Genomic DNA, 25,969 nt, shown 5'->3' on the forward strand with positions numbered 1-25,969 from the left:
GCTTGCTGCCTCGCCTCGCTCAAGGAGCCCGCACGGGCACGCGGGTTTCGAGCGCCGGCGCCTGCCATTCGGGCTTGATGTGGCAGCCGTTCCTGCCGTCGGTGCCGTAGCGCGGCATCAGCGCCGCGCAGCGCTGCGCCAGGCTTGCGGGCGTGGGCTTCTCGCCCTTGTCGATCCAGTCCATCAAGGCTTCGAAGAGCGCCGGGTATTCCGAATCGCTCAGGTAGCTGTGCTCGCGCTCGGCACTGAAGCTCTGCACCAGCGTGCCGCCCGTGCCCGCGGCATCGCGGATGCGCCGGTAGGCGTTCTCGAGCTCGACGAAAGCGGTGGGGTCGTCGATGGCATGCAGCGCCACGGTGGGCAGCGCGGTGCGGCCGGTGGGCTGGCTGTCGGCGGCGAGAGCGCCCTTGGCCTGCGGGTCGGCCGCATAGCGCGCCACGCCGGCATTCAGCGCCGCATCGTCGGCCGAGCCCTGGTAGGCCACGCCGATGTTGCCGAAGGGGTTGCGTCCGCCCAGGCGCTGCTGCACCAGGTCCTGGAACAGCCAGGTGGCCCAGTTCAGGTGCCCCAGCAGCGAGCGCTCCTGGATCTTCACCACCGACAGGATGGTCTTGAGCCGCGCGGCCTGCTCGGGCGTGCGCTGCGCCGCGGGCAGGCCGACGCCGGTGCATTCCTTGACGCGCGCGGCCAGCTCGGCGCGCGTGAGCTTCGAGTCCATCGGCAGGCCCTGCCACAGCGGGTATTGCGGCTCGTCGGGCTTGGGATGGTTGCGGCACACGTACTGGTAGACCACGCGCAGGTCGAGCCGGAAGTCGTAGGCGCTGTTGCCGCCGCCGAGCACGCCGCTGGTGAGCAGCAGGCCGTCGTACGGGCTCTTGGCATCGCCGGCCGGTGCATAGAGTTCGGCCGCCTTCGCGGCCACGCCCGCGCCGTAGCTCTGGCCATGCAGCAGCGTGCGCCGCGGTGGGCCGAAGCGCTGCACGAAGATGCGGCGCAGACGCTCGGTGTCCTCCGCGGCCATGGTCACGCCGTAGCCGCCGCGGCGGTAGGTGGAGCCGGCCCATGCGTAGCCGGCCTTCACGGTGACGGCCCAGCGCTTCAGGTCTTCCTCGCTGCGCTCGAGCCTGGGCGGGCCGGTCTCGGGGCCGCCATGGGCGTGCATCACGAGCACGCGGTTCCACGCCTGCGGTATGGCAATCCAGTAGAGCGCGCCGGCGCCATCGGCACCGGTGTAGCAGCGCGTTTGCGCGGGCACCGGCGCCGGGCAGGCCGTGGGCCTGGGGCCCCAGGCGGCGGCCTCGGCCGACAGCGCGGCCATGGTGCCGAGCAGCGCGAAGGCGAAGGTGCGAAGAAGTGGTTTGCTGTGGGTCATCAATGCCGTGGCGACCATCAGGCTTCGGCGCTCCAGAGGCCCGGGTAGTCGCGCACGAAGCCGTCCTGCGTGACGCGCAGGGTAGCCGCGTAGTCGAAGCGCTTGGCCTCGTAGGCATAGGCGTCGTCCGCGGTTCGCTCGTAGCGCTGCATCAGCTCGCTGAGCACGCCGCCGCCGTCCAAGTCGACCCAGGCGGCCGGCGCATCGGCGCCCTCGCCCTTTGCCAGGTTGAGCCGGCGCAGCTGCAGCAGGTTGGTGGCGGGCGTGAAGCCCAGGTCGAGGTCGGTGCAGTGCGACAGGTCGGGCACCGCCTCGTCGTTGAGCTTCCAGTGGCCGCGCGCATCGCGGGCAATGGCCAGGTCGATGGCGCTGCCGCCGAGCCAGCCGCGCACGGTGCCCCACTGCGTGTGCCAGTGCAGGTCGCAGCGCACGCGGTAGTGCAGCTGGCCGATGCGGCCGTCCTCGAGGCGGAACACGGCGGCGCCGTCGAGCTGCCACGCGGTCGCGTTGCGCTCGAGCCGGCAGGCGTCATGGCCCGGTGCATCGAGCCTGCGCCACAGGATGGAGGAAACTGTCTGCATGGCGCGGATGATGGCACCGGCATGCCGCCGAGCGCAAGCCGTGCCCTTTTTGCCGCAGGTGGCGGTCAGGTTGCGGCGATAGGGTTGCCCGCGACATGACGCTCCCGCCGGAACATCCCGAACCGACCGATTCGCCTTCAGCGCCGCCATCGCTGCGCGTGCTGGACCTGATCGATCGCGCCGCGATGCCGCTGGCCATTGCGATCGCGCTGCTGCTCTTCGTGCAATGGCCGCTGCGCGACCTGACTCGATCCGGCAGCGGGCCGACGCAGGCCAACGATCTCGCGCAGTGGCTGTTCGCGCTCTACGTGGCGGTGGCGCTGCGGCATGCCGGGCGGCGCGGTGCGCACCTGGTGGCGCGGCCCGACCTCGCGGCCGACACCACGAGCCGCATCGCGCGGCTGCGCCGCACCGGCGCGGCACTGTGCGTGCTGCCCTGGGCGCTGTTCCTGGTCTGCAGCGCCGCGGTGCCGGTCGCGGATGCGGTGACGGCGCTGGAACGCTTTCCCGACACCTTCAATCCGGGCTACTTCATGATCAAGGTTGCGCTGCTTCTGCTCGCGGCGCTGCTGGCGGTGCAGGGCGCGCTCGACCTCTGGTGCGAGCGGCGGCGGTCGTAAAGGCAACGCCATGGCATGGACCGGACTCGCCCTGCTTGCGCTGGCCCTGGTGCTGATGATGGCCACCGGCTGGCCGACCTACGCCGTGCTGCTCGGCGTATGCTCGCTGGGCGCTGTTGCGGGCCTCGCGCTCGGTGCCTTCGACCTGGCGCTGCTGCAAAACCTGCCCTGGCGCATCGTCGGCCTGCTCGAGCACGATCTGCTGCAGGCGCTGGCACTGTATGGGCTGGTCGGTGCGCTGCTCAACCGGCTGGCCCTGGCCGAGCACCTGTACACCGGCCTGCGCAAGGTGCTCGCACGCATCACACCGCGGGCCGCGCCCGAACTCGCAGGCATGCTGCTGGGCCTGATGCTCGCACCGATGAACGGCTCGGTCGGCGCCAGCCTGCTCACCCTGGCGCGCACCGCGGGCGAAGGCTGGGCGCGCGAGGGAGTGCCCCCGGCCCAGCGCACCGCACTCGTGGCCCTCACCAGTACGCTGGGCGTGAGCGTGCCGCCCTCGCTCGTGCTGCTGCTGCTCGGCGACGCGATGCTGCGCGCCCACACCGAAGGGACGAACATGGCCCGCGAGCTGGGGCTCCCGACGGCCGCCGCCGGCGCCGCGAACCGCATCGTCAACACGCAGGACATCCTGCAGGCGGCACTGGTACCCGCCGCCGTCCTGCTGGCCGGCTGGCTCGCGGTGGCGTGGTTCGGCGCACGGCGCAAGCCGCGGCCGCCGGTGCAACGGGAGCCATTGAACCGGCGCGAGGGCTGGACGCTGCTGCTCGTGCCCCTGCTGATCGGCACACTGCTGGTGCTGGTCACGCTCGGCAAGGTGCGCGCGGTCGAAGGCGCGGCCGCGGCCGGCGTGCTGCTGCTCGGCTGGGGCCTGGCGTCGCGCCAGCTCACGCGCCCGGTGCTGTGGCAGGTGCTCGACGATGCCATGGCGCTCACCGGCGCGCTGTATGCGCTGCTGGTGGCGGCCACCACCTTCTCTCTGCTGCTGCGCGGCTTCGGCACCGACGGGCTGATTGCACGGCTCGTGCTGTCGCTGCAGGGCCACCCTATGGCGGGATTGGGCGTGGTGCTGGCCGTTCTGCTGGCCTTCGCCTTCGTGCTCGATGCCTTCGAGCTGATCTTCCTGATCGTTCCCATCGTGATGCCGCCCGTGCTCGCACAGCTCGACGATGCAGCATGGATCGCCGAGCTGACCCTGCTGGTGCTGCAGGCGGGCTTCCTGCTGCCGCCCTTCGGCTATGCGCTGGTGCTCGCGCGCGGCCAGGTCGCGCCGCGGCCGCCTGCGGCCGCCGTCGCGCGCGCGCTCGCGCCTTACCTCGCGGTGCTCGCCACCGTGGCCGCGCTGGTGATGGCGCTGCCCGTGACCACGCGCTGGCTGCGCACTTCGCCGACTGCGCTGGCGCCGGCCGAGCAGATGAGCGACGAAGCGCTGGACAAGCTCATGCGTGACATGGTGCCGCCGCCCTGAGAAGAATGCGCGCCGGACATGCCGCAGAGTGCGCGGCTGCGCCTCGGGCTAACATCGTCCGCCCGACCATTCAGAGGAGCGCGCAAGTGGAACCCTGGTTCGCCGACGCCAAGCCGATCAACTCGCTGGAGCCCGAGATCGCATTTCATTTGTGGGACGAGTTCCATCCCGTGCGGGACCGCCCGCCCGAGCCGCTCGCGCTGCCGGAATTCCCGCGCGCCGAGCGCCTGCGGGTGAGCGTTCCGGAGGCCATCGGGCACGAGGCGGAGCTTGCTGCCTACTACGGCCGGGTGGCTGCACTGGCCCGGCAGCGCGGGCTGAAACTCCAGCAGGTGCGCCAGTATTTCTGGATGGATCTGCGGCTGGACAACGAGGATGCGGACGTGCACCTGTCCTTCCCCTGGTACGACACGTTCTCTTCCATGGACCACTTCCTTGCCGCCGTGGCGGGGCACGACGAGGGCATGGTCTATGCCGACCAGGACCAGGGCTGGGCGGTGGAGGCCTGGGCCCGCAACAGCACGCTCTACATCCGCGAAAGCGACCCCGATTCCGACGCGACCGTCCAGGCCGCAGCGCTGCCCCGGGCCGGCCTGCAGGCCCGCATTGCCCCGCTGCGCGAGCGCACCGCCAGGCTGCTGGCCCGCCTGGCCGAAGAACTCGGCGCCGACGTGTGGACGACGGGCGAAGCCCCGTCCTTCCTGTAGGCGCTCGCGGCGCCGCGCGGCTCAGATCGGATAGGCCGTGAGGATGTAGAACGGCTTGCCGTTGTAGGTTTCCATCTTGAGGATGATCCGCACGCCGGAGAGGTCGTTGACGGCGGTGCTGCCGAACTGCACGCCCCGCCCCACCACGTAGCCCAGCACGTGCTCCAACTCCGGCGACTTGCTGCCCGCGGCCGCCCCGCGCGACCAGGCGCGCACCGCGGCGGCGTTGGCGCGCAGCGTCTCGGTGATCGCGCGTTCTGCAGTGGCCAGGTCGGCAAAGGTGGACACCGCCCGCGGGCCCGGCCGGGTGGCGGTTCGTACCCTGGCCAGCAGCTGGGCATCGGTCTGCCCGACGTGGCGCGCCATGGTGTGGCCGCCCAGCCGCGATCCCGCCGCGGCCTCATGCTCCACCAAGCGGATGCGGCCGCCGCGCATCACGGCGACGATGCGCGCGGCGCCCAGCCCCGAAGCCACGACCAGCGGCACCGCCACGTCCACGGCAAGCCCGATGCCATCGGCCGTTTCACGCGAGGCGCCCAGCGCCTCGGCCGCCGAGCTGGCGGTGACGGCGGTGGCGGTGCGCTGCGGGGTGCCGGTCCAGACCTGGCGGCCCGAGGTCGCCAGGGTGTCGAAGCCGTGCACGCCCAGCACCACGCAGCCGGCCTTGGTCACCATCGTGGGCTCGGGCGCGACGCACAGGATGCCGGCGCCCACCAGTTCCACCACGCCGCCCACCAGCCCCACCGTGCCCCAGAGCCGGTTGCTCAGGCTCGCGGATTCGGGCACGTCCTCCCCGCCCAGAACCGCGGCCATCTGCACCGGCGTCAGCGCGATGGTCATGCCTTCGACTTCGTCATCCATGCCAGATTCCTTTCCATGCCACCGGAGGGCCAGCCTGCAAATCGGCCGCATTCTTGCACGCGGCCGCCCGGCAGGCGAACATCGCCCGGCCGCGAGACAATCCATGCCGTGAGCTCCCCGACCGTTCCAACGCCCCCGATCCGCCGCATCGCCCACCTCGACATGGACGCCTTCTACGCGTCGGTCGAGCTGCTGCGCTATCCGCAGCTCAAGGGCCTGCCGGTGGTGATCGGCGGCGGGCGGCGCAGCGTGGACGAGGCGATCCGCCACGTGCCCGAGGGCGGCACGCTGGCCGACATCCCGGTGGAGGCCTTTCCGCGGCTGAGAGACTACGTGGGCCGCGGCGTGATCACCACCGCCACCTACCCGGCGCGGCAGTTCGGCGTGGGCTCGGCCATGGGGCTCATGAAGGCCGCCAAGCTGTGCCCGCAGGCCATCATCCTGCCGGTGGACTTCGAGGAGATCCGCAAGTACTCGCGCACCTTCAAGCAGGTCATCAGGGAGGTCGCGCCGCTGATGGAAGACCGCGGCGTGGACGAGGTCTACATCGACTTCACCGATGTGCCCGGCGGCCAGCGCGACGGCGGCCGATCGCTCGCGCGGCTCATCCAGAAGGCCATCCTCGACGCCACCGGCCTCACCTGCTCCATCGGCGTGGCGCCCAACAAGCTCATCGCCAAGATGGCGAGCGAGTTCAACAAGCCCAACGGCATCTCGGTGGTCTACGAAGACGACCTGCAGACGCGCATCTGGCCGCTGCCCTGCCGCAAGGTGAACGGCATCGGACCCAAGGCCGACGAGAAGCTCAAGCGCTTCGGCATCGAGACCGTGGGCCAGCTCGCGGCGCGCGAGCGCGACTGGCTGATCCAGAACTTCGGCAAGTCCACGGGCGCGTGGATGCACGAGGTGGCCTGGGGCCGCGACAACCGGCCGGTGGTGACCGAGAGCGAGCCCGTGTCGATGAGCCGCGAGACCACCTTCGACCGCGACCTGCATGCGGTGCGCGACCGCGCCGAGCTGGGCGCGATCTTCACCCACCTGTGCGAGAAGGTGGCCGAAGACCTGCAGCGCAAGGGCTACGTGGGCAAGACCATCGGCATCAAGCTGCGCTACGACGATTTCAAGATCGCCACGCGCGACCAGACCATCGAGCGCCACACCGCCGACGGCAAGACCATCCGCCAGGTCGGCGGGCTGTGCCTGAAGCGCGTGCCGCTGGAGCGGCCGCTGCGCCTTTTGGGCGTGCGCGTGGGCGCGCTTGCGAAGGCGGGCAGTCCCGAGGCCACGGCGCCGGCTGTGGTCGGCCCGGCCTCGCGCGCGTCGGCGGAGGCGGCCTCGGCCACCGCGTCGCTCTTCTGAAACACCCGGCGCCGTGATCAGACGCTGGCTCCGGCGCATCGCATTCACGCTGCTGGGCTTCACGATGGCCGCGGGGCTGTACGTGGGCGCGGCCTGCGCGCTGATGCTCTGGCCGGCCAATGCACGGGCGCCCGCGTCGCCGCCCGCCGTCCAGGCCTGGGTGCTGAGCAACGGCATCCACACCGACCTGGTGTTTCCGATCCGCTCGGCCACCGTCGACTGGCAGCAGCTCTTTCCGTTCGCGCACTTCAGGGCCGTGCCGCCCGATGCGGAGTTCATCGCCATCGGCTGGGGCGACCGCGAGTTCTACCTGCACACGCCCACCTGGGCCGACCTCACGGCCTCGCGCGCATTGGGCGCCCTGCTCGGCGGCAACCGCGCGCTGCTGCACGTGACCTATCTCACGCGCGCCTCATTGCGCAGCAACGCCTTCCACCTGCCGCTCTCGCAGGCGCAGTACGCGCAGCTCGCGGGCTACGTGCAGGCGACGCTCGCCTCGGGCGGCGCGACACCCGTTGCCGGCGCCCACTACGGCAACGACGACGCCTTCTACGAGGCCGAAGGCGGCTACCACCTCTTCGAGACCTGCAACACCTGGACCGGCCGCGGCCTGCGGCAGGCGGGCGTCACGGTGAGCCGCTGGACGCCCTTCGATTTCAACGTGACGTGGCACCTGCAGCCGGTGCGGCCCTGAACCCGCTCAGGGCTTGGGCACGCCGGCCTGCCACTGCGGCCAGTTGGCCACGATGTGGTCCACCACGCGCGTGCCCACCAGCGCAATGTTCTCCACCGTCTCGGCAAAGCCGCCCGCCGTCTCGCCCGGGGCCGGGTCCAGGTGCTGCAGCGTGCTTTCCTTCGGGCTGCCCTGGTCGAAGTTGACGGCACCGCGCAGGCTCATCACGCGGTCGGTGCCATGGGTGCGCTTGATCACGAGCGTGATGGCGGCGGCTTCCATTTCGGTGATCACGTAGTCGTCGGCGCCGTAGAGCCTGGCGATGTATTGCGCCTGCTTCGACATGCCGGGACCGTGGAAGAAGGTGTCGCCGGTCATGTGGGTGCCGGTGGCCACGAAGGGCGCGCGCCGCGCGGCCGCATCGGGGTAGCGCAGGCGGTACTTGCGCGCGCTGTCCGAATCCTTGAGCGGCGTGTCGGACGAGAGCTTCATGGCCCAGCCCACGAGGTCGGGGTTGAGCTTGAAGCGGCGGTATTCCTCGTAGCCCTTGCGCGGCATGAAGGTGGGTTCGCCGGGCTTGTTCTCCTCGGGCGCCCAGCGGTGGCCGAGGTCGTAGTCCACGAGCCAGGTGGCCCAGCTCACCTCGCCGATGGTGCCGCGCGCCGGCGGCGTGCCGGCCACGCCGGAAATCACGTAGTAAGCCTGCGAGAAGTCGAACTGCGGGTTCAGCAGGATGGCCTGCATCGACGACGACGAGTTGACCTTGCCCATGCCGAGCACCGCGCCGCACACGCCGTCGGCATTGCAGTACACCGGCTGCAATGCGCCGGGCACCGCCATGGGCGCGGCGCCCTTCCAGTAGCGCTCGTACCAGTGCTGGAACTCGCCGGCCCGGTCGCCGGTGTTCTGGCCGATCTCGAACATGGCCGCGACGAAGACCTTCACCTTGACGGGCGCGGCAGCAGCAGCAGCTGGGCGTGCAGCCGATACCGGCGAAGTCGGCGAAGTTGGGGAAGCGCAGGCCGCAACGAGCAGCGCCGCGCCGCAGGCCGAGAGCCAGCGCACGCAGGAAGACGGGAACGGCCGATGGAAGAACATCATTTCTTTGGGACTCCAGGAAAAGAACAAAGCGCCTCCATCGCACCAGCGGCGATTGCGGCGTCCTACAGGCGGCGATTGTCGGTGCAGGCACAAGCGCTGGGTACCGTCACCACGCAAACCCCATGCCGGCCCGCTCCAGATCGACCGCCCCGCCCTCCAGGCCCTCGCCGACGGCCGCGCCCATTGCCAACGGCCTGGTCTACGTGAACCCCGACATGCCGGGCATCCGGCGACTGAAGCACGGCGAGCACTTCCGCTACCGCGACGCGCAGGGCCGCTGGGTGCGCGACGCGGACGAGCTCTCCCGCATCCGCATGCTGGCCATTCCGCCGGCCTACACGCAGGTGTGGATCTGCCCGCTGCCCAATGGCCACCTCCAGGCCACCGGCATCGATGCCCGCGGCCGCAAGCAGTACCGCTACCACCCCGACTGGCGGCTTTTCAAGGACGAGACCAAGTTCGAGCGCCTCGAGGCCTTCGGGCTCGCGCTGCCGCGCATCCGCGCCCGCGTCGCACGCGACCTGCAGGAAGGCGCGGCAACGGCCAAGGCGCCCGGTCGCCAGCAGGTGCTGGCAGCCCTGGTGCGGCTGCTCGACACCACGCTGCTGCGCGTGGGCAACGAGGAATACGCCAGCAGCAACGGCTCCTTCGGCCTCACCACGCTGCGCAACCGGCACGCGGCCGTGCAGGGCGCGGCGCTGCGGCTGCGCTTCAGGGGCAAGAGCGGCGTGATGCATGAAGCCCGGCTCGACGATCCGCGCGTGGCCAGGGTGGTGCGCCAATGCCAGCAGCTGCCCGGCCAGGCGCTGTTCCAGTACCAGGACGAAGACGGGGAGCTGCGCAGCGTCTCGTCCACCGACGTCAACGGCTACATCGCCGAAGCCTCGCCCGGCGAGCGCTTCACCGCAAAGGACTTCCGCACCTGGCACGGCACGGTGCAGGCGCTGGAGCTCACGCGGCTGGCCTGCGAACCGGGGCGCACGGCCGCCGACGGCACGCGCTACAGCGCCAAGGAAATACTGGCCGCCGTGGCCAGGCAGCTGGGCAACACGCCCGCGGTCTGCAAGAAGGCCTACGTGCACCCGGCCGTGCTGGCGCTGGGCAGCGCGCTGGCGGGCGACGAGGAAGACCCCGCGGCCGAACTGCTGCGAAAGATGTCGGCCCGTACCGCGGCGCGCAAGACGCGCGGGCTGCACGCCGCCGAACAGCGGCTGCTCGCCTTCCTGCGGATGCATCGGCAAGGCCAGGCGCGCCAGCAACGCGAGGCACGCAGCGCCAACGGCCGGCGCAAGGCCGGAGAAGAACGACGAAGGCCTCAGCCCGGCGCGAGCGGAAAGCGCACGCTGTCGCGCTCGAGCGCCACGGTGTAGCCCAGGTCTTCCGCCAGGCTCTGGAGCGCAATCGCGTCGATGGCCAGCGCACGCGGGGCGCGGTGCGCGTCGAGCACCGGGCTGGCACCGGCCGATTCGCGCGGCAAGGCGCTGAGGCGAAGCGCGTTGCCGCCATCGGCCTCGATGCGGATCGCGCCGGCTTCGGATGCGCCGTCGTGCAGGTATCCGAGGCCGCCAAGCACCAGGTAGCGCAGCGCGGCGCCCTGGGGCCAGCGCGTTTCGCCCTCGCGCGGTTCGAGCGCGGCATCGACAGCCAGCTCGACGCCGTGCATGTCGAAGGCTGCGCGCATCAGGCCCACGCACTGCGCCACCAGCGCGCTGCGCGTGATGCCGTCATCCGTCGTGGCCAGCTCCCAGTCGCGCAGCGAGCGGATGCCCTCGACGAGTTCGGACACCTGGTTGTCGATCAGCGCCACACGCTCCTCGCAGACCGGTGCATCGATGACCGGCGCGCCGATCTGGCGCTTGAGCATGAGCAGCGCCATGCGGATCACCGACACCGGCGCCGCCATGTCGTGGCGCAGTGCCGGCAAGGCGCGGGTGAGCAGTTCGTGGCGTACGCCGGCGGCGATCCAGCTTCGGGCTCCGGGCGAGGCCTTCATTGGGCGCGGAGAGCCGAAGGCTTCGCCTCGGTGAGGGGGTGGCAGGCCCGCGGACCACTGCTGCTGGTGCGGGGTTCGGCATTCGGCTCGTTCACTTTGCGCGTCCTGAAGCGAAGGAAAGCCAAAGTATCGGTCCCGCCCCCCGCAGCGGGTGTAGGAGCGTACCTACGCTTTCGCCACCCGCCTAGGGTTTGCCGAGGTAGACCCGCACGTCCTTCACCTCGACGCCCGCGGCGGCCACGGCCGAACGCAGCTGCGCCTCGGTCACGCCCAGCGTCTCGGTCCAATAGCGCACCTCGTGCGGCTCGTTGACATTGATGCGGGTCCGGTCCTGCGGGCCGCGCTTGTTCGGGTCGTCTGCCATGGCGTGCTTCCTGTGTTTCGTATGTCGATGCAGGGACGATGCGCGCCCCTGCGGCGCGGCACTGGCGGACGGCGGCGCGGCTCCTTGCAGGAAATGTCCGAAACCGGCGTGCGGGCGCCGCGGGCCGCGCCTATGGTCAGGGCATGAACTCCGAACAGAACAAGCGCACCATCGCCGACGCATGGAAGGCTTTCGCAAGCCGCGACCCCCAACGCATCGCATCCTGGTTCACCGAGGATGCCGAATGGCTGGCGCCACGCGGCAACGCCACCGCGCTGGCACTCGATGCGCCCGACCACATGATCGGCCCGGACGCCATCGTTCATTTCCTGGCCGAGAGATTTCCGGCGCTCTTCGTCTCCGACGTCGCGGTCGATTTCCGCAGCCGCTATTGCGAGGGCGATACCGTGATCGTCGAGCTGCGCCTGCAGGCCACGCTCGCGAACGGCCGCCGGTACGACAACGACTACTGCTTCATCTTCGAACTGCGCGATGGGCGCATCGCCCGCGTGCGCGAGTACATGGACACGCAGAAGGGCCGCGCCTGCATCTTCGGCTAGGGCCGGGCGGCGCGCGCCTGCAGCTCGCGCTTGAGCAGCTTGCCGTTGGCCGTGGTCGGCATGGCGTCGATGGTCTCGATGCGCGCGGGCCGCTTGTAGGGCGACAGGTGCTCCGCGAGGTAGGCGCGCAGCGCCGGTTCATCGAGCACGGCGCCGGGCTTCATCTCGACGAAGGCGACGATGCGCTCGTTGCCGTCGGCCTCGGGCACGCCCACCACCGCGCAAAGGTGCACGCCCGCAAAGCGGCCGATCACCGCCTCGATCTCCGCCGGATAGACGTTGAAGCCCGAGCGGATGATCATTTCCTTGAGCCGGCCGACCACGAACAGCGCACCGTCCGCATCGAGGCGCCCGAGGTCGCCGCTCGCATACCAGCCGCCGGGTCGCATGACCTGCGCCGTGGCCGCCGCATCGCGGAAGTAGCCCAGCATGAGGCCGGGCCCGCGCAGCCAGATCTCGCCGGTCTCGCCCGGCGCCAGGTCCTGGCCGTCAGGTCCGACGATGCGCGCCTCGCCGCCCTCGACCCCATGGCCCGCGGCGGTGTCCGCGCGCGGTGCCTCCACGCGCGTGAGGAACACCGAGCCCGCGTACTCCGACAGGCCATAGCCATAGTGCAGCGGCTGGCCGAACAGCGCCTCCACGCGCTGCTTGAGCGCTGGATCGAGCGGCGCCGAGCCGGTGTAGACATAGCGAAGCGCCGGAAAGCGCGGCGCGCCGTGCCCGGCCTCGACGTGCGCCAGCAGCCGCGCGTACATCGTGGGCGGCCCGAGCAAGTTGGACACCTCTTCATGCGCGAGCGCATGCAGCATGTCGGCCGGCGAGAAGCTCGCGCGCAGCACCAGCGCGGCGCCGCCCGTGAGCGCGGCCATGAGCACCGTGCCGATGCCGAAGATGTGCGTCATCGGCAGGAAGGCGTAGACCCGGTCGTGCGCGCCCAGCGATCGCACGCCGGCCGACACGCGGCCGAAATGCAGCAGCCCGCGGTGCGACACCATCACGCCCTTCGGCGTGCCCGAGGTGCCTGAAGTGAAGATGATGGCCGCAGTGTCCGCCAGCGCGGAGTCGGCCTCCGGGCTGGCCTCGGCGCGCACGGCCGAGCGCATCACGCCCGGCAGCGCCGAGGGCACCGCGCCGGCGCGCTGCGCATGCTGGCGCGCGGCGTCCGAAGCATCGCTCGTGAAGCAGCATAGCCGCGCATCGGCGCGGTCGGCAATGGCCGCGACCTCGCCGGGCGACATGCGCGCGTTGACCCCGCACGACCATGCGCCGATGCGGCTGCACGCCATGATGAGCGCGATGTGCGCGGCGCAGTTCTCGGCCACCAGCAGCACGCGGTCGGTCGGCCGCACGCCGGCGGCCAAGAGGTCCTGCGCGGCCGCCTCGGCCATGGCCTGCAGCGCGCCGTACGACACGGTGCCCGATGGCTCGAAGAGAAAGGCCGCGCCCGGTGACTGCAATGCGCGTGCTTCGAGCAGCTCGTGGATCCGCGTGGGTGCCGGCATTTCGCTCATTCCGCCTCGATGCCCTGCGCTGCGGTGGCCCAGAGCCTGCGGTCGGCCTGGCCCTTGGCCGCGAGCAGCTCCGCGCCGCCGCTCCAGACCTCGTAGCCCTGCTCGCGCAGCCGATGGGCGACATCCTCACGCGCCAGCGCCTTGTGCGCGGCGGCGTTCAGGCGCGCGACCAGCGCCGCGTCCATGCGCGCCGGACCGTAGAGGCCGAACCAGCCGCCCACGTCGTAGCCGGCCACACCCGACTCGATCATGGTCGGCACCTCGGGCAGCATGCGGTTGCGCTGGCGCGAGGTGACGGCCAGCGCGCGGATCTTGCCCGACTGGATGAAGGGCCGCGAGGTGGCGATGATGTCGAACATCATGGTCACGGTGCCGCCCATCACATCGGCCAACGCGGGTGCGCTGCCCTTGTAGGGCACGTGCGTGAGCTGCACGCCGGTCATCTTCTCGAGCAGCGCGCCGCTCAGGTGGTTCGACGCGCCGATACCGGCCGAGCCGTAGAACACCTTGCCCGGGTGCGCCTTCGCATAGGCCAGCAGCTCGGCCACGCTGCGCACCGGCAGGTCCTTGTTGACCACGAGCACGTTGGTGTAGTCGACCAGCGGCGCGATGGGCGTCAGGTCCTTCATCGGATCGAAGGCCATCTTGCGCTGGACGTTCGGATTGATGGTGATGGTCGGGCTCGCGCCGAAGAACAGCAGCGCGCCGTCGGGTGCGGCCTTGGCCACTGCGTCGCCACCCACCGAGCCGCTGGCGCCGGGCCGGTTGTCGACGATGACCTGCGTGCCGAGCTCCTGGCTCAGCGCGGGCGCGAGCAGGCGCGCCGCGCCGTCCACCGGACCGCCGGCCGAATAGCCGACCACCAGCTTGATGAGCGGCGGCAGGGGCTGCTGCGCGAAGGCGCGATGCGGCAGTGCAGACAGCGCCGCGCTGCCTGCCATCGCGGCCATGAGGTGGCGGCGCGAGAAGTGAGTCGATGTCATGGCGTTGTCTCCTGGTGTGTATTTCTTCGGCGGCTCGCATCGATCAGGCCGGCAGGTCCAGCACCTGCCGCGCAAGGATGTTGCGCTGGATCTCGTTGGTGCCGCCGTAGATCATTGCGGCGGTGGAGCCGATGAGCGGCGACAGCACGTTGAAGCTCTGCCCGTCGAGCAGCTGGTCGCCCGCGACGGCGCCCTGCTCTTCGCCGGCCTCGACCAGCAGCGCGCCGATGCGGTGGTAGGTTTCGCTGGCCCATATCTTGAGCAACGACACCGATGCCGGCAGCGGCTGGCCCGCGCGCACGATGTCGGCAAAGCCCGTGTATGCGGCCGACAGGTCGAGCACGTCGAGCCGCAGTGCGGCAAAGCGCTGCGCGAACACCGGGTCTGCAAATAGGCGCCGCGCCTGCGCCAACCGCGCAAGCTGTCCCAGCGCGTACTGCGACTGCTTGGGGCTGCCCAGGAAGATGCGCTCGAAGCCCAGCAGCGCCTTGGCAATCGTCCAGCCGCCATGCAGCTTGCCCACGAGGTTTTCGGCCGGCACGCGCACGTTGTCGAAGAACACCTCGCAGAACTCGGGCTCGCCCGAGAGCGTGTGGATGGGCCGCACCGTGATGCCCGGCGTGCGCAAGTCGCACAGCAGGAAGCTGATGCCCTCCTGCTTGCGCGCGGCCTTGTCGGTGCGCACCAGCATGAAGATGTGGTTGGCATCCTGCGCGAGCGTGGTCCAGATCTTCTGGCCATTGACGATGAAGTGATCGCCCTCGGCATCGCGCCCCGCCACGGCCTCGGTGCGAAGGCCCGCCAGGTCGGAGCCGGCGTTGGGCTCCGAATAGCCCTGGCACCACACATGCTCGCCGCTCAGGATGCGCGGCAGGAAGCGCTGCTGCTGCTCCGGCGTGCCATGCTGGATCAGCAGCGGGCCGATCATCACGATGCCCTGGTCCGGCGCGCGCGCCACGCCGTGCTGCTCGAGCTCCTCGATCCATGCAATGAGCTTGTCGGCCGGCAGCCCCATGCCGCCATGCACCTCCGGCCACGCCGGCGCGATCCAGCCCTGCGCCGACAGCGTGAGGTACCACTCGCGGATCTCGCTCCAGCGTGCGCGGTGCGACAGGTAGCGCAGCTGCTGCGGATAGCGCTGCTGCAGGAAGGCGCGCACCATGCGCCGGAACTCGGCCTCGGGCATCGCATGCCAGTCGGCGCTGCGCGGAAACTCGCCCTCCCATGCGGCGGTGCCCGCCCGCGCTTCGCCGCCGTCGGCCAGCGCGGCATGCCGGCGCTGGTGCGCGGCCACGTTGCCGAGCCACGCCGAAAGGCACAGCGTGCGCTTGTAGTAGAGGCTCAGCTCGCACTCCTGCGTGTAGCCGATGGCGCCATGCAGCTGCACTGCCGTGCGCGAGGCCTGCAGCGCCGCGGCGGTGCAGCGGGCGTTGACGCGGCTGGCTTCGGCTTCGAGCCGTTCGGCCGGGAGCCCCTGGTCCGCCAGTGCCAGCACCTCGGCGAGCGCGGCCTGCGCCACTTCGAGGTGGATGAACATGTCCACGCAGCGGTGCTGCAGCGCCTGGAAGCTGCCGATGGGCTTGCCGAACTGCGAACGGGTGCGCAGGTAGGCCAGCGTCTGCGCGAGCATCGCCTGGCCCACGCCCAGCAGTTCGGCCGCCTGCAGGACCTGGCCGGCCGCGAGCGCGTGGCGTAGCGCGTCCTGCGCGGCGGGGCCTTCGGCCAGCACCGCATCCGCGGGCAGCGCCACCTGCTCGAAGCGCAGGCTCGCAGCCTGGCTGCCGTCAACCAGCGGCACCAGGGTTTCGCTCACGCCGGCCGTGCCGCGCGGCACCCACAGCAGCACCGCGTCGTCGCTGCCGCGCGCCGACACCAGCCAGCCGCTGGCGGCCGCGCCGGGCAGCACCATGAGCTTCTCGCCCTGCAGCAGCACGCCGCCCGCATGCCCCCCGCGCGGCTCGCAGCCGCAGGCCAGCGGCACGGCGCTCAGGTCGCCGGCGCTCTCCTGCCAGGCCAGCGCCGGCAGGCTGCGGCCCGCGACCAGCTCCGCCAGCAGCGACTGCGCGGCCGGAGCCTTGAGCCGCGCGAGCAGCATCGCGCTCAGGCCCGCCACCGCCAGCAACGGCTCGGGCGCCACATGCTCGCCCGCGGCCCGCAGGATCTGCGCGGCGCCCGCGAGCCCCAGACCGAGCCCGCCTGCGGATTCGGGTGCCAGCATGCCGGTCCAGCCCAGCTCGGCCATGGCGCTCCAGCCCTGCGCCTCGTCGGCATCGGGCCGCTCCATGCGCTCGCGCCGCCGCTGGATGGAACGGCTGCGAACGAAGTAGTCGAGCGCAGCATCGCGCACGGCGGAAAGTGATTCTGTGTCCATCGCCGCAGCGTGACAGAACGCCCCGCCGCGCGGCATTTGCATTTGCCGAAGGGAGGGTTTCGCATTCACAGACCCGCCTCGCGCGAGGGCGGCATAGATTCGGCACATGACCACCACAAAGATCAAGAAATCCCTGCACACCGAGCTCGGCCACAGCACGCCCGACCGAATCACCGTGCGCGGGCGCGACCTGCCCTCCGAGATCCTGGGCCACCTGAACCTCGGCGACATGGCCTTCCTGGAGCTCACGGGCCGCATCCCGACACCGCAGGAGTCGGTCACTTTCAACGCCATCGTCGTCACGCTGGTCGAGCATGGCATCACGCCCAGCGCGCTGGCCGCGCGCCTCACCTATGCAGGCGCGCCCGAGGCGCTGCAGGCTGCGGTGGCCGCGGGCCTGTGCGGCCTGGGCACGGTGTTCGTGGGCAGCACCGAAGGCGCAGCCAGGATGCTCTACGAGGCCATTCCCTTCGGCGAGAAGCCGGCGCGGCCACTGGCCGACATGGCGAAGGACATCGTGGCCGACCATCGCGCGCGCAAGCAGATCGTGCCGGGCCTCGGGCATCCGCTGCACAAGCCGATCGACCCGCGCACGCCGCGCCTGTTCCAGATCGCCGAGGAGAACGGCCTCTCGGGCCATTACGTGGCGCTGATGCAGGCGGTGCAGCAGGAGGCCGAGCGCGTCTCGGGCAAGTCGCTGCCCATCAATGCGACGGGCGCCATCGGTGCGATTGCGGCCGAGTTCGGCTTTCCGTGGAAGATCATCCGCGGCCTCGGCGTGATGGCGCGCGCCATCGGGCTCGCGGGCCACCTCTTGGAGGAAATCGACGACCCGATGGCCATCGAGATCTGGCAGCGCGTCGAAAAGGAAGCCGGCGGCCCGCGCCAGGATTGGACGAGATGAACAACCACAACGACACCCGCTTTGCCGACATCCGCGATGCCGTGCGCGACCTGTGCGCGCAGTTTCCCAACGAGTACTTCCGCAAGATCGACGAGGCGCGCGGCTACCCGGCCGAATTCGTCGACGCGCTCACCAAAGCCGGCTGGATGGCCGCGCTCATTCCACAGGAATACGGCGGCTCCGGCCTCGGGCTCACCGAAGCCTCGGTGATCATGGAAGAGATCAACCGCTCGGGCGGCAACTCGGGCGCCTGCCACGGCCAGATGTACAACATGGGCACGCTGCTGCGCCACGGCAGCGAGGCGCAGAAGCGCAACTACCTGCCGCGCATCGCCACTGGCGAGCTGCGCCTGCAGTCGATGGGCGTGACCGAGCCCAGCACCGGCACCGACACCACCAGGATCAAGACCACGGCCGTGAAGAAGGGCGACCGCTACGTCGTCAACGGCCAGAAGGTGTGGATCTCGCGCATCCAGCATTCGGACCTGATGATCCTGCTGGCGCGCACCACGCCGCTTGCGGAGGTCAAGAAGAAATCCGAAGGCATGTCGATCTTCATCGTCGACCTGCGCGAGGCCATCGGCCAAGGCATGACGGTGCGGCCCATCCTGAACATGGTGAACCACGAGACCAACGAGCTGTTCTTCGAGAACCTCGAGATCCCGGCCGAGAACCTGATCGGCGAAGAGGGCCAGGGCTTCAAGTACATCCTCGACGGCCTCAATGCCGAGCGCACGCTGATCGCGGCCGAATGCATCGGCGACGGCTATTGGTTCATCGACAAGGTCACGGCCTACACCAAGGAGCGCGTGGTGTTCGGCCGGCCCATCGGCCAGAACCAGGGCGTGCAGTTTCCGATTGCCGAGGCCTTCATCGAGATAGAGGCCGCCAACCTCATGCGCTACGAGGCCTGCCGCCTGTTCGATGCGCGCGAGCCCTGCGGCGCACAGGCCAACATGGCAAAGTACCTGGCGGCCAAGGCCAGCTGGGAGGCGGCCAATGCCTGCCTGCAGTTCCATGGCGGCTTCGGCTTTGCGTGCGAATACGACATCGAGCGCAAGTTCCGCGAGACGCGGCTCTACCAGGTGGCACCGATCTCGACCAACCTCATCCTGAGCTACGTGGCGGAGCACATGCTCGGCCTGCCGCGTTCGTTCTGAAGGCACTCCATGACCACCTCATCGAATCATCCCAGCCGGGATCTCGCCACCTTCGCCGCCGAACTCAAGTTAGCGGACATTCCCGCCCCCGTGCTGCGCCGCACCGAGGACCTGATGCTCGACTGGCTGGGCTCGGTGCTCGCGGCGCGCACGGCGCGGCCGGTACGCAGCATCGAGCGCTTCGCGCAGACGATGGGGCCGGCCGAGGGGCCGAGCGAAATGCTCACCTCGCGCCGCACCACTTCGCCAGTGTTCGCCGCGCTCGTCAACGCCGCGGCCTCGCACTACGTGGAGCAGGACGATGTGCACAACGGTTCGGTGTTCCATCCCGCGGCCGTGGTCATTGCGCCCGCACTGGCCGTGGCGCAGAGCATCGGCGCCAGCGGTGCGCAGCTGCTGACGGCCGTGGTCGCGGGCTACGAAGTCGGCATCCGCGTGGGCGAGTTCCTGGGCCGCTCGCACTACAAGACTTTCCACACCACCGCGACGGCGGGCACGCTCGCGGCTGCCGCGGCAGTGGGCCGGCTGCTCGAACTCGCGCCGCAGCAGATGCTGCACGCCTTCGGCTCGGCCGGCACGCAGTCGGCCGGCGTTTGGGAATTCCTGCGCGATGCGGCCGATTCGAAGCAGCTGCACTGCGCGCATGCGGCCGCGAGCGGACTGATGTCGGCCTACCTCGCGCAGGACGGCTTCACGGGCGCGGCGAAAGTGCTCGAAGGCGCGCAGGGCCTGGGCGTGGGCATGTCGAGCGATGCCGATCCGGCACGGCTCACCGACCGCCTCGGCACGCGCTGGGCGCTGGCCGAAACCTCGTTCAAGTACCACGCCTCCTGCCGCCACACGCATCCCGCGGCCGATGCGCTGCTGCAGGTGATGAGCGAGCACCAGCTCGCGCACGGCGACGTGGCCCGCGTGACCGCGCATGTGCACCAGGGCGCCATCGACGTGCTGGGCCGGGTCACGGTGCCGGCCACCGTGCACCAGGGCAAGTTCTCGATGGGCACGGTGCTGGGCCTGATCGCGGTGCATGGCCGCGCCGGCCTGGGCGAATTCGACCGCGACTTTCTCGCGCCCGAGGTGGCCACGTTCCGCGACAAGGTGGCGATGGAACTCGACGCCGAGGTCGACACCGCCTACCCCGCGCGCTGGATCGGCAAGGTCAGCGTGCAGACCCGCGACGGCCGCACGCTGGCCGGCCGCGTCGACGAGCCCAAGGGCGACCCGGGCAACAGCCTGAGCCGCGCCGAGATCGAGGACAAGATGCAGCGCCTTGCGCACTACGGCGAGGGCGCCACGGCCGACGAGGCGAAGGCGCTGTGCCAACGCATCTGGCAGCTCGAGTCTGCGCCGCGCGTGGGCCGCTGGCTCGGCTGAGGCCCTTCAGGCGAACAATCGGCCCTGCCCCGGCGAGCGCGCATCGAGCCCGGCGGTGCGCACGAGGTCCCAGAAGCCCGCGGGCGAACTGGACACCACGGGCACCTGCAGGCGCGCCTCGACCTCGCGCACGGCATCGAGCGTGACGAGGCCCCCGCACGAGATGAGGAGGCCATCGGCGCCGGGCTGGTCCTCGAACACCTTGAGGCACAGGTCGACCAGCACCTCGGTCGGCACCTGGCCCACGGCCTGCACATCGGAGATGGCGAGGCCTTCGAGCGCCAGCGGTTCGAAGTCGCTCTGTTCGAGATAGGTTCGCAGCTGCGTGTTGACCTCGTCGATGTAGGCGGTGGCGACGGCCACGCGCCGAACCTTCAGGTGATGCAGGCCCGCGATGATGGCGTCGCTCATCGTCGTGCAAGGCAGGTCCGTCGCCTGTTCCATCTCGCGCTGGAGTTGACGCGTGAAGGCGACGCCGCGGAAGAAGCTCAGCGACGTGCCCATGAGGGAGACGGCGCTGGCGCCCTCCGCCTTGAGTTCCAGCGCTTTGTCGACGACCGAGTCGATCACTTCGGTGTAGCCGCGGGTCGAGATTTCGCCGAGTCCCAAGCCTCTTGCTGAAAAGCGGATGCGCTCGCCGTAGAGCAACGGGCCGTCCACCGGCACCGCGCCGGCGGCCGGCGGCACGATCAGGCCCAGGTGCGGCCGCGCCATCTACTTGCCCTCCGCCACGATGTTCTGCTCGGCAATGATGCGCTGCCAGCGCTTCGTCTCCTCCGCCATGTCCTTGCCGAGCTGCGCCGGCGTGGCGTAGGCGCGCAGCGTGCCTTGCGCGGCTGCCGCGGCGCCGGCGTCGGGCGTGTCGAGCACGGTCTTCACCGCGGCCGAGAGCCTGTCGACGATCTCGTCGGGCGTGCCGGCGGGCGCGAGCACGAAGATGCGCGGCGCCACGTCGAAGCCCGGCAGCGCATCGGCCAGCGGCGGCACGCTCTCGGCGCCTTCGAGCCGCGCGGTGTTCATCAGTGCGATCGCGCGCAGCTTGCCGGCCTTGGCCTGCGCCATGCCGGCCGTGGCGCTGACCACGCCGATGGGCACCTGCCCGCCGACCACGTCGGGCACGATCTGCGCGGCGCCGCGGTAGGGCACGTGCACCACCCTGCTGCCGCTGGTCTGCTTGAGCATCTCGAAGCCCAGGTGGTGCACCGTGCCCACGCCCGAGGTGGCGTAGGAATAGTGTCCCGGCCGGGCCTTGATCTCCTTCACGAATTCGGCCGGCGTCCTGGCCGGGAAGTCGTTGCCTGTGACGATCATCAGCGGCGAGACGAAGGCGCCCGCGACGGGCCTGAAGCTGGTGAGCGGATCGACCGGCGCCTTCGGCTGCAGCAGCTTGGCGGCCAGCAGCGCGCTGTCGCCCATCATCAGCGTGTAGCCGTCCGGCGCCGACTTGGCGACGTATTCGGCGGCGATCATGCCGGTGGCGCCGGTGCGGTTGTCGACCATCACCTGCTGGCCGAGCACCGCCGACAGGCGCGTGCCGAGCAGGCGCGCGACCGCATCGACGCCGCCGCCGGCCGAATAGCCGACCACGAGGCGGATCGGCTTGTCGGGGTACTTCTGGGCCCAGGCGGCGGGCGCGGCGAGCGCACCCGCAAGGCCCAGGGCCATGGCGGCACGCAGCGCCTGGCGGCGTGCAGGGCGAGCAATCTCTCTGGCTTTCATCATGTCTCCAATGGTCATCGATCAGCGGCCGTCTGCGCGGCTCGTTCAAGTGCACCCGCGGAACCGGCTTTGCCGGGCCGCCGGGTGCGCCCCCAGTGGGGGGAAGCGCCCAAGGCGCTTCGGGGAGCGTCCATTTTTATGCTTTGCCCTTGCCGCGCGAAGTCGGCAGCTTCGCAAGCTCGCGCACGCGATCCGCATTGGGCGCGAAGCCCAGGCCCGGCGTCTCGGGCAGCTGCAGCCAGCCGTCCTGCGGCACCGGCAGGCCGTCGAAGACCTGCTTGAGCATCTGCACGGCCACGTAGTGGTATTCGGCCATGCCGCCGTTCGACACGCCCGCATGCAGGTGCATGTTGTGGAAGGGCCAGGCACCGCCGTTGTCGATCGGCACGTTGAAGGCCGCGGCCATGCCCGCGATCTTCAGGCACTGCGAATAGCCGCCCGAGATGGTCACGTTGGGCTGCAGCACGTCGGCCGCCTGGTTCACCAGCAGGTCGCGGAAGCGGAAGGCCAGCCCTTCGTTCTGCCCGCAGGCCAGCGGAATGCTGGTGCGCGCGCGCAGCTGGGCCATCTGCCGCACGTCGTTCTGCGTGAGCGGCTCCTCGAAGAAGCTGATGCCGTAGGGCTCGATGCGGCGCGCGAGTTCGGTGGCGTGGAACAGGTCGAGGCCGCAGTTGGCGTCGACGTACAGCTTCACATCAGGACCGACCGCCTCGCGCACGGCCGCCACGCGGCGCACGTCCTCGGCAATGACCTCGTCGATGGGCCGCGGCTCGTCGCGCCGCGCGAGCGCATGGCCACCGACCGTCATCTTCAGGCGCCGGAAACCCTGCGAGACCCAGAGCTTGGCGGCGGCGGCGAGCTGGTCGCGCTCGAAGAAGCCGAAGCCGAAGGTCGCATAGACCGGCACCTTGGAGCGCGCACCGCCCAGCAGGCGCCACAGCGGCTGGCCGAGCGCCCTGGCCTTCAGGTCCCACAGCGCGATGTCGAGCGCGGCGATGGCGTGGCTCGCATAGCCGGTCTGGCCGCGCGGCGAGAGCAGCCAGTAGAGCTTGTCCCACAGGCGCTCGGTGGCCATCGGGTCTTCGCCGATCAATGCCGGGCCGGCCACCTCGCGCACGGCAGCGGCAATGATTTCTTCTTCGGTGATGGCCGTCATGCCATGGCCGACAAGGCCGGTGTCGGTCTCGATCTCGGTCAGGCAGAGCGACAGCGAGGTCTGCTGGTTGAGCCCCAGCACATCGATGGTGACGGGAATGTTCAGCGGCGTGGCGCTGACGCGGATGATCTTCAAGAACGTCTCCTGTTGCTTTGCTTCGGCTGCACGATTCTTGGTGCGCAGGCCGCGGAGAACAATTCGTTTTTGGCGGGCGCGAGGCTTCGCGCCGCGCGAAGGCTCGGGGCTCAGTCCGGCCGGCCGAGATGCTCCAGCACCGAGCGCGCGGCCGCGGTCAGGTCCTGCTGCCGCCGCACGCACAGCAGGTGGCGGCGCACCGCCCACGGCGCATCGAGCTTGAGGCAGCGCAGCTTCAGTATCTGCAGCTGCGGCAGGATGGCCGCATAAGGCAGCACGCCGATGCCCACGCCCTGCTCCACCATGCGGCACACCATGTCGAAGCTGCCCACCTGCATGCGCACCTTGAGCGGCAGCTGCGCCTCCAGCGCCGCGTTCAGCAGCACGCGGTGCAGCGCCGTGCCTTCGCGCACCACGATATGGTCGTGCCGCAGCACCTCCTCCACGCCGATGCGCTTGCGGCGGGCCAGCGGATGGTCGCGCGCCACCACCACGGCCAGTTCGTCGCTGCGGTAGGGCAGGCATTCGAGCATGTCGGCGGGCGTGTTGCCCTCGATCACGCCGATGTCCGCCAGGCCGGCCTGCACGGCCTTCACGACCTCGGTGCTGGCGCGCTCCTGCAGGTCGATCTTGAGCACCGGATGCAGCCGCAGGAAGGAGCCGATCTGCGCGGGCAGGAACTGCGCGATGGTGGACGCGTTGGCCGTGATGCTGACCACGCCCGCCACGCCGTTCTGGAAGTCGTCGAGCTCGGCGCCGAGCCGGTCCATGGCCGAGAGCACGGCGCGCGCATGCAGCAGCAGGCCGTGGCCGGCCGAAGTGAGCGTCACGCCGCGCGCATGGCGCACCAGCAGCGGCAGCCGCGCGCGGGCTTCCAGGTCGGAGATGCGCTTGCTCGCGGCCGCGAGCGCGATGTGGCAGCGCTTGGCGCCTTCGCTGATGCTGCCGTGGTCGGCCACGGTCACGAACAGGCGCAGCGACTTCAGGTCGGCGGACATGGCCTGCGCGCCTTCTTCTTCAGGGCGCAACGAGGTGGTCGAACAGCTCGCGCGCCGAGGCCGGCAGCTGCTCGCGGCTGCGTGCGATGAGCTTGAGCTCGCGCTCGGCCCAGGCATCGCTGAGCGCCACGGTCGCGATGCGCATCGCCATCGACAGCCGCTGCGCCGACGAGGCCGGCAGCACGCCCACCCCCACGCCCGCCTCGATCATCAGGCAGATCGCCTCGAAGCTGCTGACCTGGATGCGCGGGTTGAAGCCGCGGCCGGCCAGCTCGGCCCGGCGCTGCAGGAAGCGGTGGATGGCGCTGCCGTGGTGCAGGCCCACGTGCTGCTCGTCGAGCGTGTCGGCAAAGGCCACCGAGGCCGCACCCGCCAGGTGGTGCGCAGCGGGCACCACCAGCACCAGCTGGTTGCGGCCGAAGGGGCGCGCGTCGAGTTCGCCGGTGTGCACGTCGCCGGCCAGGATGCCGATGTCGGCCTCGCCGTCGGCCACGGCGCGCACGATCTCCTCGCTCAGGTATTCGCGCAGGTCCACCTGCACCGCCGGATGCTGCGTGAGAAAGCCGGCCAGCTTCTGCGGCAGGTATTCGGTGATGGAGGTGGTGTTGGCGAACACGCGCACATGGCCCTTGATGCCCTTGCCGAAATCCTGCATGTCGCAGCGCAGGTGCTCCATCTGCTGCATCACGCGCTTGGCGTGGTAGAGCACCGCCTGCCCTGCCGCCGTGAGGCTCACGCCCTGCGCACTTCGGTGCAGCAGCTTGCCGCCCACGGCCTCTTCCATCTGCTTGATGCGGGTGGAGGCGGCCGCCAGCGAGATGCAGGCCTTCTCGGCGCCGCGCGTGAGGCTGCGCGCGTCCGCCACGTAGACGAACAGTTTCAGGTCGAACAGGTCGAAATGCAGGTTCACCGGACAAGCGCGCCAGAAAGAAAGGAAGCGTGCATTGTCCGGCGAATGGCGCCGCGCGCGCCGGCCTCAGGGTTTGACCTCAGGAGCGGGCCCCGCTCAGACCGGGTCCCAGCTGAACACGTCGGCCGAGCGGTCCAGCGGATGGAAGCTCGCGCGCATGGCCGGCATGGCGTGCTCGGCAATGCTCTGCGGGGTCCAGCCCTCGGAGCGATGGATGGAGCGCACCGGCCGCGGCTGGCTGATGAGCGAGATCTCGTTGTTGCGCACCGAGAAGATCTGGCCGTTGACCGCGCCGGCCGCATCGCTTGCCAGGTACACCGCGAGCGGCGCCACCTTGGCGGGCGTCATCTGCTTGATCTTGTCGACGCGGGCGCGCTGCTCGTCGGTGTCGGTGGGAATGGCGCCGATCATGCGGCTCCATGCAAACGGTGCGATGCAGTTGGAGCGCACGTTGAACTTGAGCATGTCGAGCGCGATCGACTTCGACAGTGCCACGATGCCGAGCTTGGCCGCCGCATAGTTGGCCTGGCCGTAGTTGCCGATGAGGCCCGAGGTCGAGGTCATGTGCACCATCGCGCCCGAGTTCTGCTCCTTGAAGTGCGTGGCGGCCGCGCGGCTCACGTAGTAGGCGCCGTACAGGTGCACCTTGAGCACGGCGTCCCACTCGTCGACCGACATCTTGTGGAAGAACCGGTCGCGCAGGATGCCGGCGTTGTTGACCACCGCATCGATGCGCCCGAAGCTCTCGACCGCGCACTCGACGATGCGCGCCGCGCTGGCCGCATCGGCCACGCTGTCGGTGTTGGGCACGGCCTGGCCGCCCGCAGCGCGGATCTCGTCGACCACCTGCTGCGCGGGGCCGGCGCTGCCGCCCGCACCATCAAGGGCCGCGCCGATGTCGTTCACCACCACCTTGGCGCCATGGCTCGCCATGGCCAGCGCGATGTCGCGCCCGATGCCGCCGCCCGCGCCGGTGACGACGACTACTTTTCCTTCAACCATGTGTGTCTGCTCCGGATAGCCGCCCGCAGTGTCGCGGGCAGTTCCAGAATGCCACAGGGGCCGCGCTGCGGGTTCCGGATTTCCGAA

General features: G+C 70.3%; 25 protein-coding genes. 10 read left to right on the plus strand and 15 right to left on the minus strand.

Translation table 11 applies throughout. From position 1 onward, the window contains the following. Window positions 1-19: 19 nt before the first annotated feature. Together VPA02S_RS06215 and VPA02S_RS06220 are read right to left on the minus strand one after the other, a co-directional pair. On the minus strand, window positions 20-1,390 hold the full coding sequence (locus tag VPA02S_RS06215; protein WP_062362890.1) for an alpha/beta hydrolase: 1,371 nt from the start codon (window positions 1,388-1,390) through the stop codon (window positions 20-22). Continuing rightward, window positions 1,390-1,953, minus strand: a complete 564-nt coding sequence (locus VPA02S_RS06220; RefSeq protein ID WP_012746475.1) for a putative glycolipid-binding domain-containing protein — start codon at window positions 1,951-1,953, stop codon at window positions 1,390-1,392. The genes VPA02S_RS06215 and VPA02S_RS06220 overlap by 1 nt, the downstream gene beginning before the upstream one ends. 95 nt (window positions 1,954-2,048) lie before the next feature. Here VPA02S_RS06220 and VPA02S_RS06225 point away from each other — a divergent pair, with 95 nt between their 5' ends. The 3 genes from VPA02S_RS06225 (at window position 2,049) to VPA02S_RS06235 (ending at window position 4,748) form a co-directional block, all read left to right on the plus strand. Further along, window positions 2,049-2,573: a C4-dicarboxylate ABC transporter substrate-binding protein gene (locus tag VPA02S_RS06225; protein ID WP_062362895.1), complete on the plus strand. Its 525-nt coding sequence runs from the start codon at window positions 2,049-2,051 to the stop codon at window positions 2,571-2,573. A 10-nt stretch (window positions 2,574-2,583) separates the two neighbouring features. Next, window positions 2,584-4,041: a TRAP transporter large permease subunit gene (locus VPA02S_RS06230; protein WP_062362898.1), complete on the plus strand. Its 1,458-nt coding sequence runs from the start codon at window positions 2,584-2,586 to the stop codon at window positions 4,039-4,041. A gap of 86 nt (window positions 4,042-4,127) precedes the next feature. Further along, on the plus strand, window positions 4,128-4,748 hold the full coding sequence (locus VPA02S_RS06235; protein ID WP_062362901.1) for a hypothetical protein: 621 nt from the start codon (window positions 4,128-4,130) through the stop codon (window positions 4,746-4,748). A 21-nt stretch (window positions 4,749-4,769) separates the two neighbouring features. Here the strand turns inward: VPA02S_RS06235 and VPA02S_RS06240 are convergent, their stop codons facing one another. Then, entirely contained in the window at window positions 4,770-5,609 is an 840-nt protein-coding gene (locus VPA02S_RS06240) for an RNase A-like domain-containing protein (protein WP_012746471.1), read from the minus strand. A 108-nt stretch (window positions 5,610-5,717) separates the two neighbouring features. Here VPA02S_RS06240 and VPA02S_RS06245 point away from each other — a divergent pair, with 108 nt between their 5' ends. Further along, complete coding sequence (locus tag VPA02S_RS06245) at window positions 5,718-6,968, plus strand: Y-family DNA polymerase (RefSeq protein WP_062362904.1); 1,251 nt, start codon at window positions 5,718-5,720, stop codon at window positions 6,966-6,968. Window positions 6,969-6,981: 13 nt separating this feature from the next. Beyond that, window positions 6,982-7,662, plus strand: coding sequence for a TIGR02117 family protein (locus VPA02S_RS06250; protein ID WP_062362906.1), 681 nt, complete (start codon window positions 6,982-6,984; stop codon window positions 7,660-7,662). Window positions 7,663-7,668: 6 nt separating this feature from the next. On the opposite strand, the gene VPA02S_RS06255 is transcribed toward VPA02S_RS06250, so the two are convergent. Beyond that, entirely contained in the window at window positions 7,669-8,742 is a 1,074-nt protein-coding gene (locus VPA02S_RS06255; protein ID WP_062362908.1) for a purine-nucleoside phosphorylase, read from the minus strand. Window positions 8,743-8,864: 122 nt separating this feature from the next. Here VPA02S_RS06255 and VPA02S_RS06260 point away from each other — a divergent pair, with 122 nt between their 5' ends. Beyond that, window positions 8,865-10,112 (plus strand): DNA topoisomerase IB, encoded by a 1,248-nt coding sequence (locus VPA02S_RS06260; RefSeq protein WP_062362910.1) that lies wholly within the window; start codon window positions 8,865-8,867, stop codon window positions 10,110-10,112. Here the strand turns inward: VPA02S_RS06260 and VPA02S_RS06265 are convergent. Beyond that, window positions 10,058-10,735, minus strand: a complete 678-nt coding sequence (locus VPA02S_RS06265) for a hypothetical protein (RefSeq protein WP_012746466.1) — start codon at window positions 10,733-10,735, stop codon at window positions 10,058-10,060. The genes VPA02S_RS06260 and VPA02S_RS06265 overlap by 55 nt on opposite strands. Window positions 10,736-10,919: 184 nt before the next feature. Then, complete coding sequence (locus tag VPA02S_RS06270) at window positions 10,920-11,099, minus strand: DUF3606 domain-containing protein (protein WP_012746465.1); 180 nt, start codon at window positions 11,097-11,099, stop codon at window positions 10,920-10,922. Between the two features lie 143 nt (window positions 11,100-11,242). On the opposite strand from VPA02S_RS06270, the gene VPA02S_RS06275 reads away from it, so the two are divergent. Then, on the plus strand, window positions 11,243-11,659 hold the full coding sequence (locus tag VPA02S_RS06275) for a nuclear transport factor 2 family protein (RefSeq protein ID WP_012746464.1): 417 nt from the start codon (window positions 11,243-11,245) through the stop codon (window positions 11,657-11,659). On the opposite strand, the gene VPA02S_RS06280 is transcribed toward VPA02S_RS06275, so the two are convergent. Genes VPA02S_RS06280 through VPA02S_RS06290 form a run of 3 tightly spaced genes read right to left on the minus strand, consistent with a single transcriptional unit; the run spans window position 11,656 to window position 16,524 of the window. Next, the gene (locus VPA02S_RS06280; RefSeq protein WP_174545053.1) at window positions 11,656-13,170 is read right to left on the minus strand and encodes a class I adenylate-forming enzyme family protein; all 1,515 of its coding nucleotides are present in this window, start codon (window positions 13,168-13,170) and stop codon (window positions 11,656-11,658) included. The genes VPA02S_RS06275 and VPA02S_RS06280 overlap by 4 nt on opposite strands. Beyond that, entirely contained in the window at window positions 13,167-14,153 is a 987-nt protein-coding gene (locus tag VPA02S_RS06285; RefSeq protein ID WP_062362917.1) for a Bug family tripartite tricarboxylate transporter substrate binding protein, read from the minus strand. The genes VPA02S_RS06280 and VPA02S_RS06285 overlap by 4 nt, the downstream gene beginning before the upstream one ends. A 43-nt stretch (window positions 14,154-14,196) precedes the next feature. Then, on the minus strand, window positions 14,197-16,524 hold the full coding sequence (locus tag VPA02S_RS06290) for an acyl-CoA dehydrogenase family protein (protein ID WP_062362920.1): 2,328 nt from the start codon (window positions 16,522-16,524) through the stop codon (window positions 14,197-14,199). A gap of 106 nt (window positions 16,525-16,630) precedes the next feature. On the opposite strand from VPA02S_RS06290, the gene VPA02S_RS06295 reads away from it, so the two are divergent. Genes VPA02S_RS06295 through VPA02S_RS06305 form a run of 3 tightly spaced genes read left to right on the plus strand, consistent with a single transcriptional unit; the run spans window position 16,631 to window position 19,962 of the window. Then, complete coding sequence (locus VPA02S_RS06295; protein WP_062362922.1) at window positions 16,631-17,428, plus strand: citryl-CoA lyase; 798 nt, start codon at window positions 16,631-16,633, stop codon at window positions 17,426-17,428. Beyond that, window positions 17,425-18,588 (plus strand): acyl-CoA dehydrogenase family protein, encoded by a 1,164-nt coding sequence (locus tag VPA02S_RS06300; protein WP_012746459.1) that lies wholly within the window; start codon window positions 17,425-17,427, stop codon window positions 18,586-18,588. The genes VPA02S_RS06295 and VPA02S_RS06300 overlap by 4 nt, the downstream gene beginning before the upstream one ends. Window positions 18,589-18,597: 9 nt before the next feature. Next, window positions 18,598-19,962 (plus strand): MmgE/PrpD family protein, encoded by a 1,365-nt coding sequence (locus VPA02S_RS06305; RefSeq protein WP_062362924.1) that lies wholly within the window; start codon window positions 18,598-18,600, stop codon window positions 19,960-19,962. 6 nt (window positions 19,963-19,968) lie between these two features. On the opposite strand, the gene VPA02S_RS06310 is transcribed toward VPA02S_RS06305, so the two are convergent. The 6 genes from VPA02S_RS06310 to VPA02S_RS06335 form a co-directional block, all read right to left on the minus strand. Then, window positions 19,969-20,676: an arylmalonate decarboxylase gene (locus tag VPA02S_RS06310; RefSeq protein WP_062362927.1), complete on the minus strand. Its 708-nt coding sequence runs from the start codon at window positions 20,674-20,676 to the stop codon at window positions 19,969-19,971. Then, entirely contained in the window at window positions 20,677-21,681 is a 1,005-nt protein-coding gene (locus VPA02S_RS06315) for a Bug family tripartite tricarboxylate transporter substrate binding protein (RefSeq protein ID WP_062364432.1), read from the minus strand. A gap of 136 nt (window positions 21,682-21,817) precedes the next feature. Further along, entirely contained in the window at window positions 21,818-22,972 is a 1,155-nt protein-coding gene (locus tag VPA02S_RS06320; protein ID WP_062362931.1) for a mandelate racemase/muconate lactonizing enzyme family protein, read from the minus strand. 110 nt (window positions 22,973-23,082) lie between these two features. After that, complete coding sequence (locus VPA02S_RS06325) at window positions 23,083-23,970, minus strand: LysR family transcriptional regulator (protein WP_062362934.1); 888 nt, start codon at window positions 23,968-23,970, stop codon at window positions 23,083-23,085. A 19-nt stretch (window positions 23,971-23,989) separates the two neighbouring features. After that, window positions 23,990-24,880, minus strand: a complete 891-nt coding sequence (locus VPA02S_RS06330) for a LysR family transcriptional regulator (protein ID WP_062362937.1) — start codon at window positions 24,878-24,880, stop codon at window positions 23,990-23,992. Between the two features lie 96 nt (window positions 24,881-24,976). Then, a complete protein-coding gene (locus VPA02S_RS06335) occupies window positions 24,977-25,882 on the minus strand; it encodes an SDR family NAD(P)-dependent oxidoreductase (protein WP_012746452.1) in 906 nt (301 codons plus the stop codon). Window positions 25,883-25,969 lie beyond the last annotated feature (87 nt).

This window comes from Variovorax paradoxus NBRC 15149, from assembly GCF_001591365.1.
Classification (GTDB): Bacteria; Pseudomonadota; Gammaproteobacteria; order Burkholderiales; family Burkholderiaceae_C; genus Variovorax; species Variovorax paradoxus.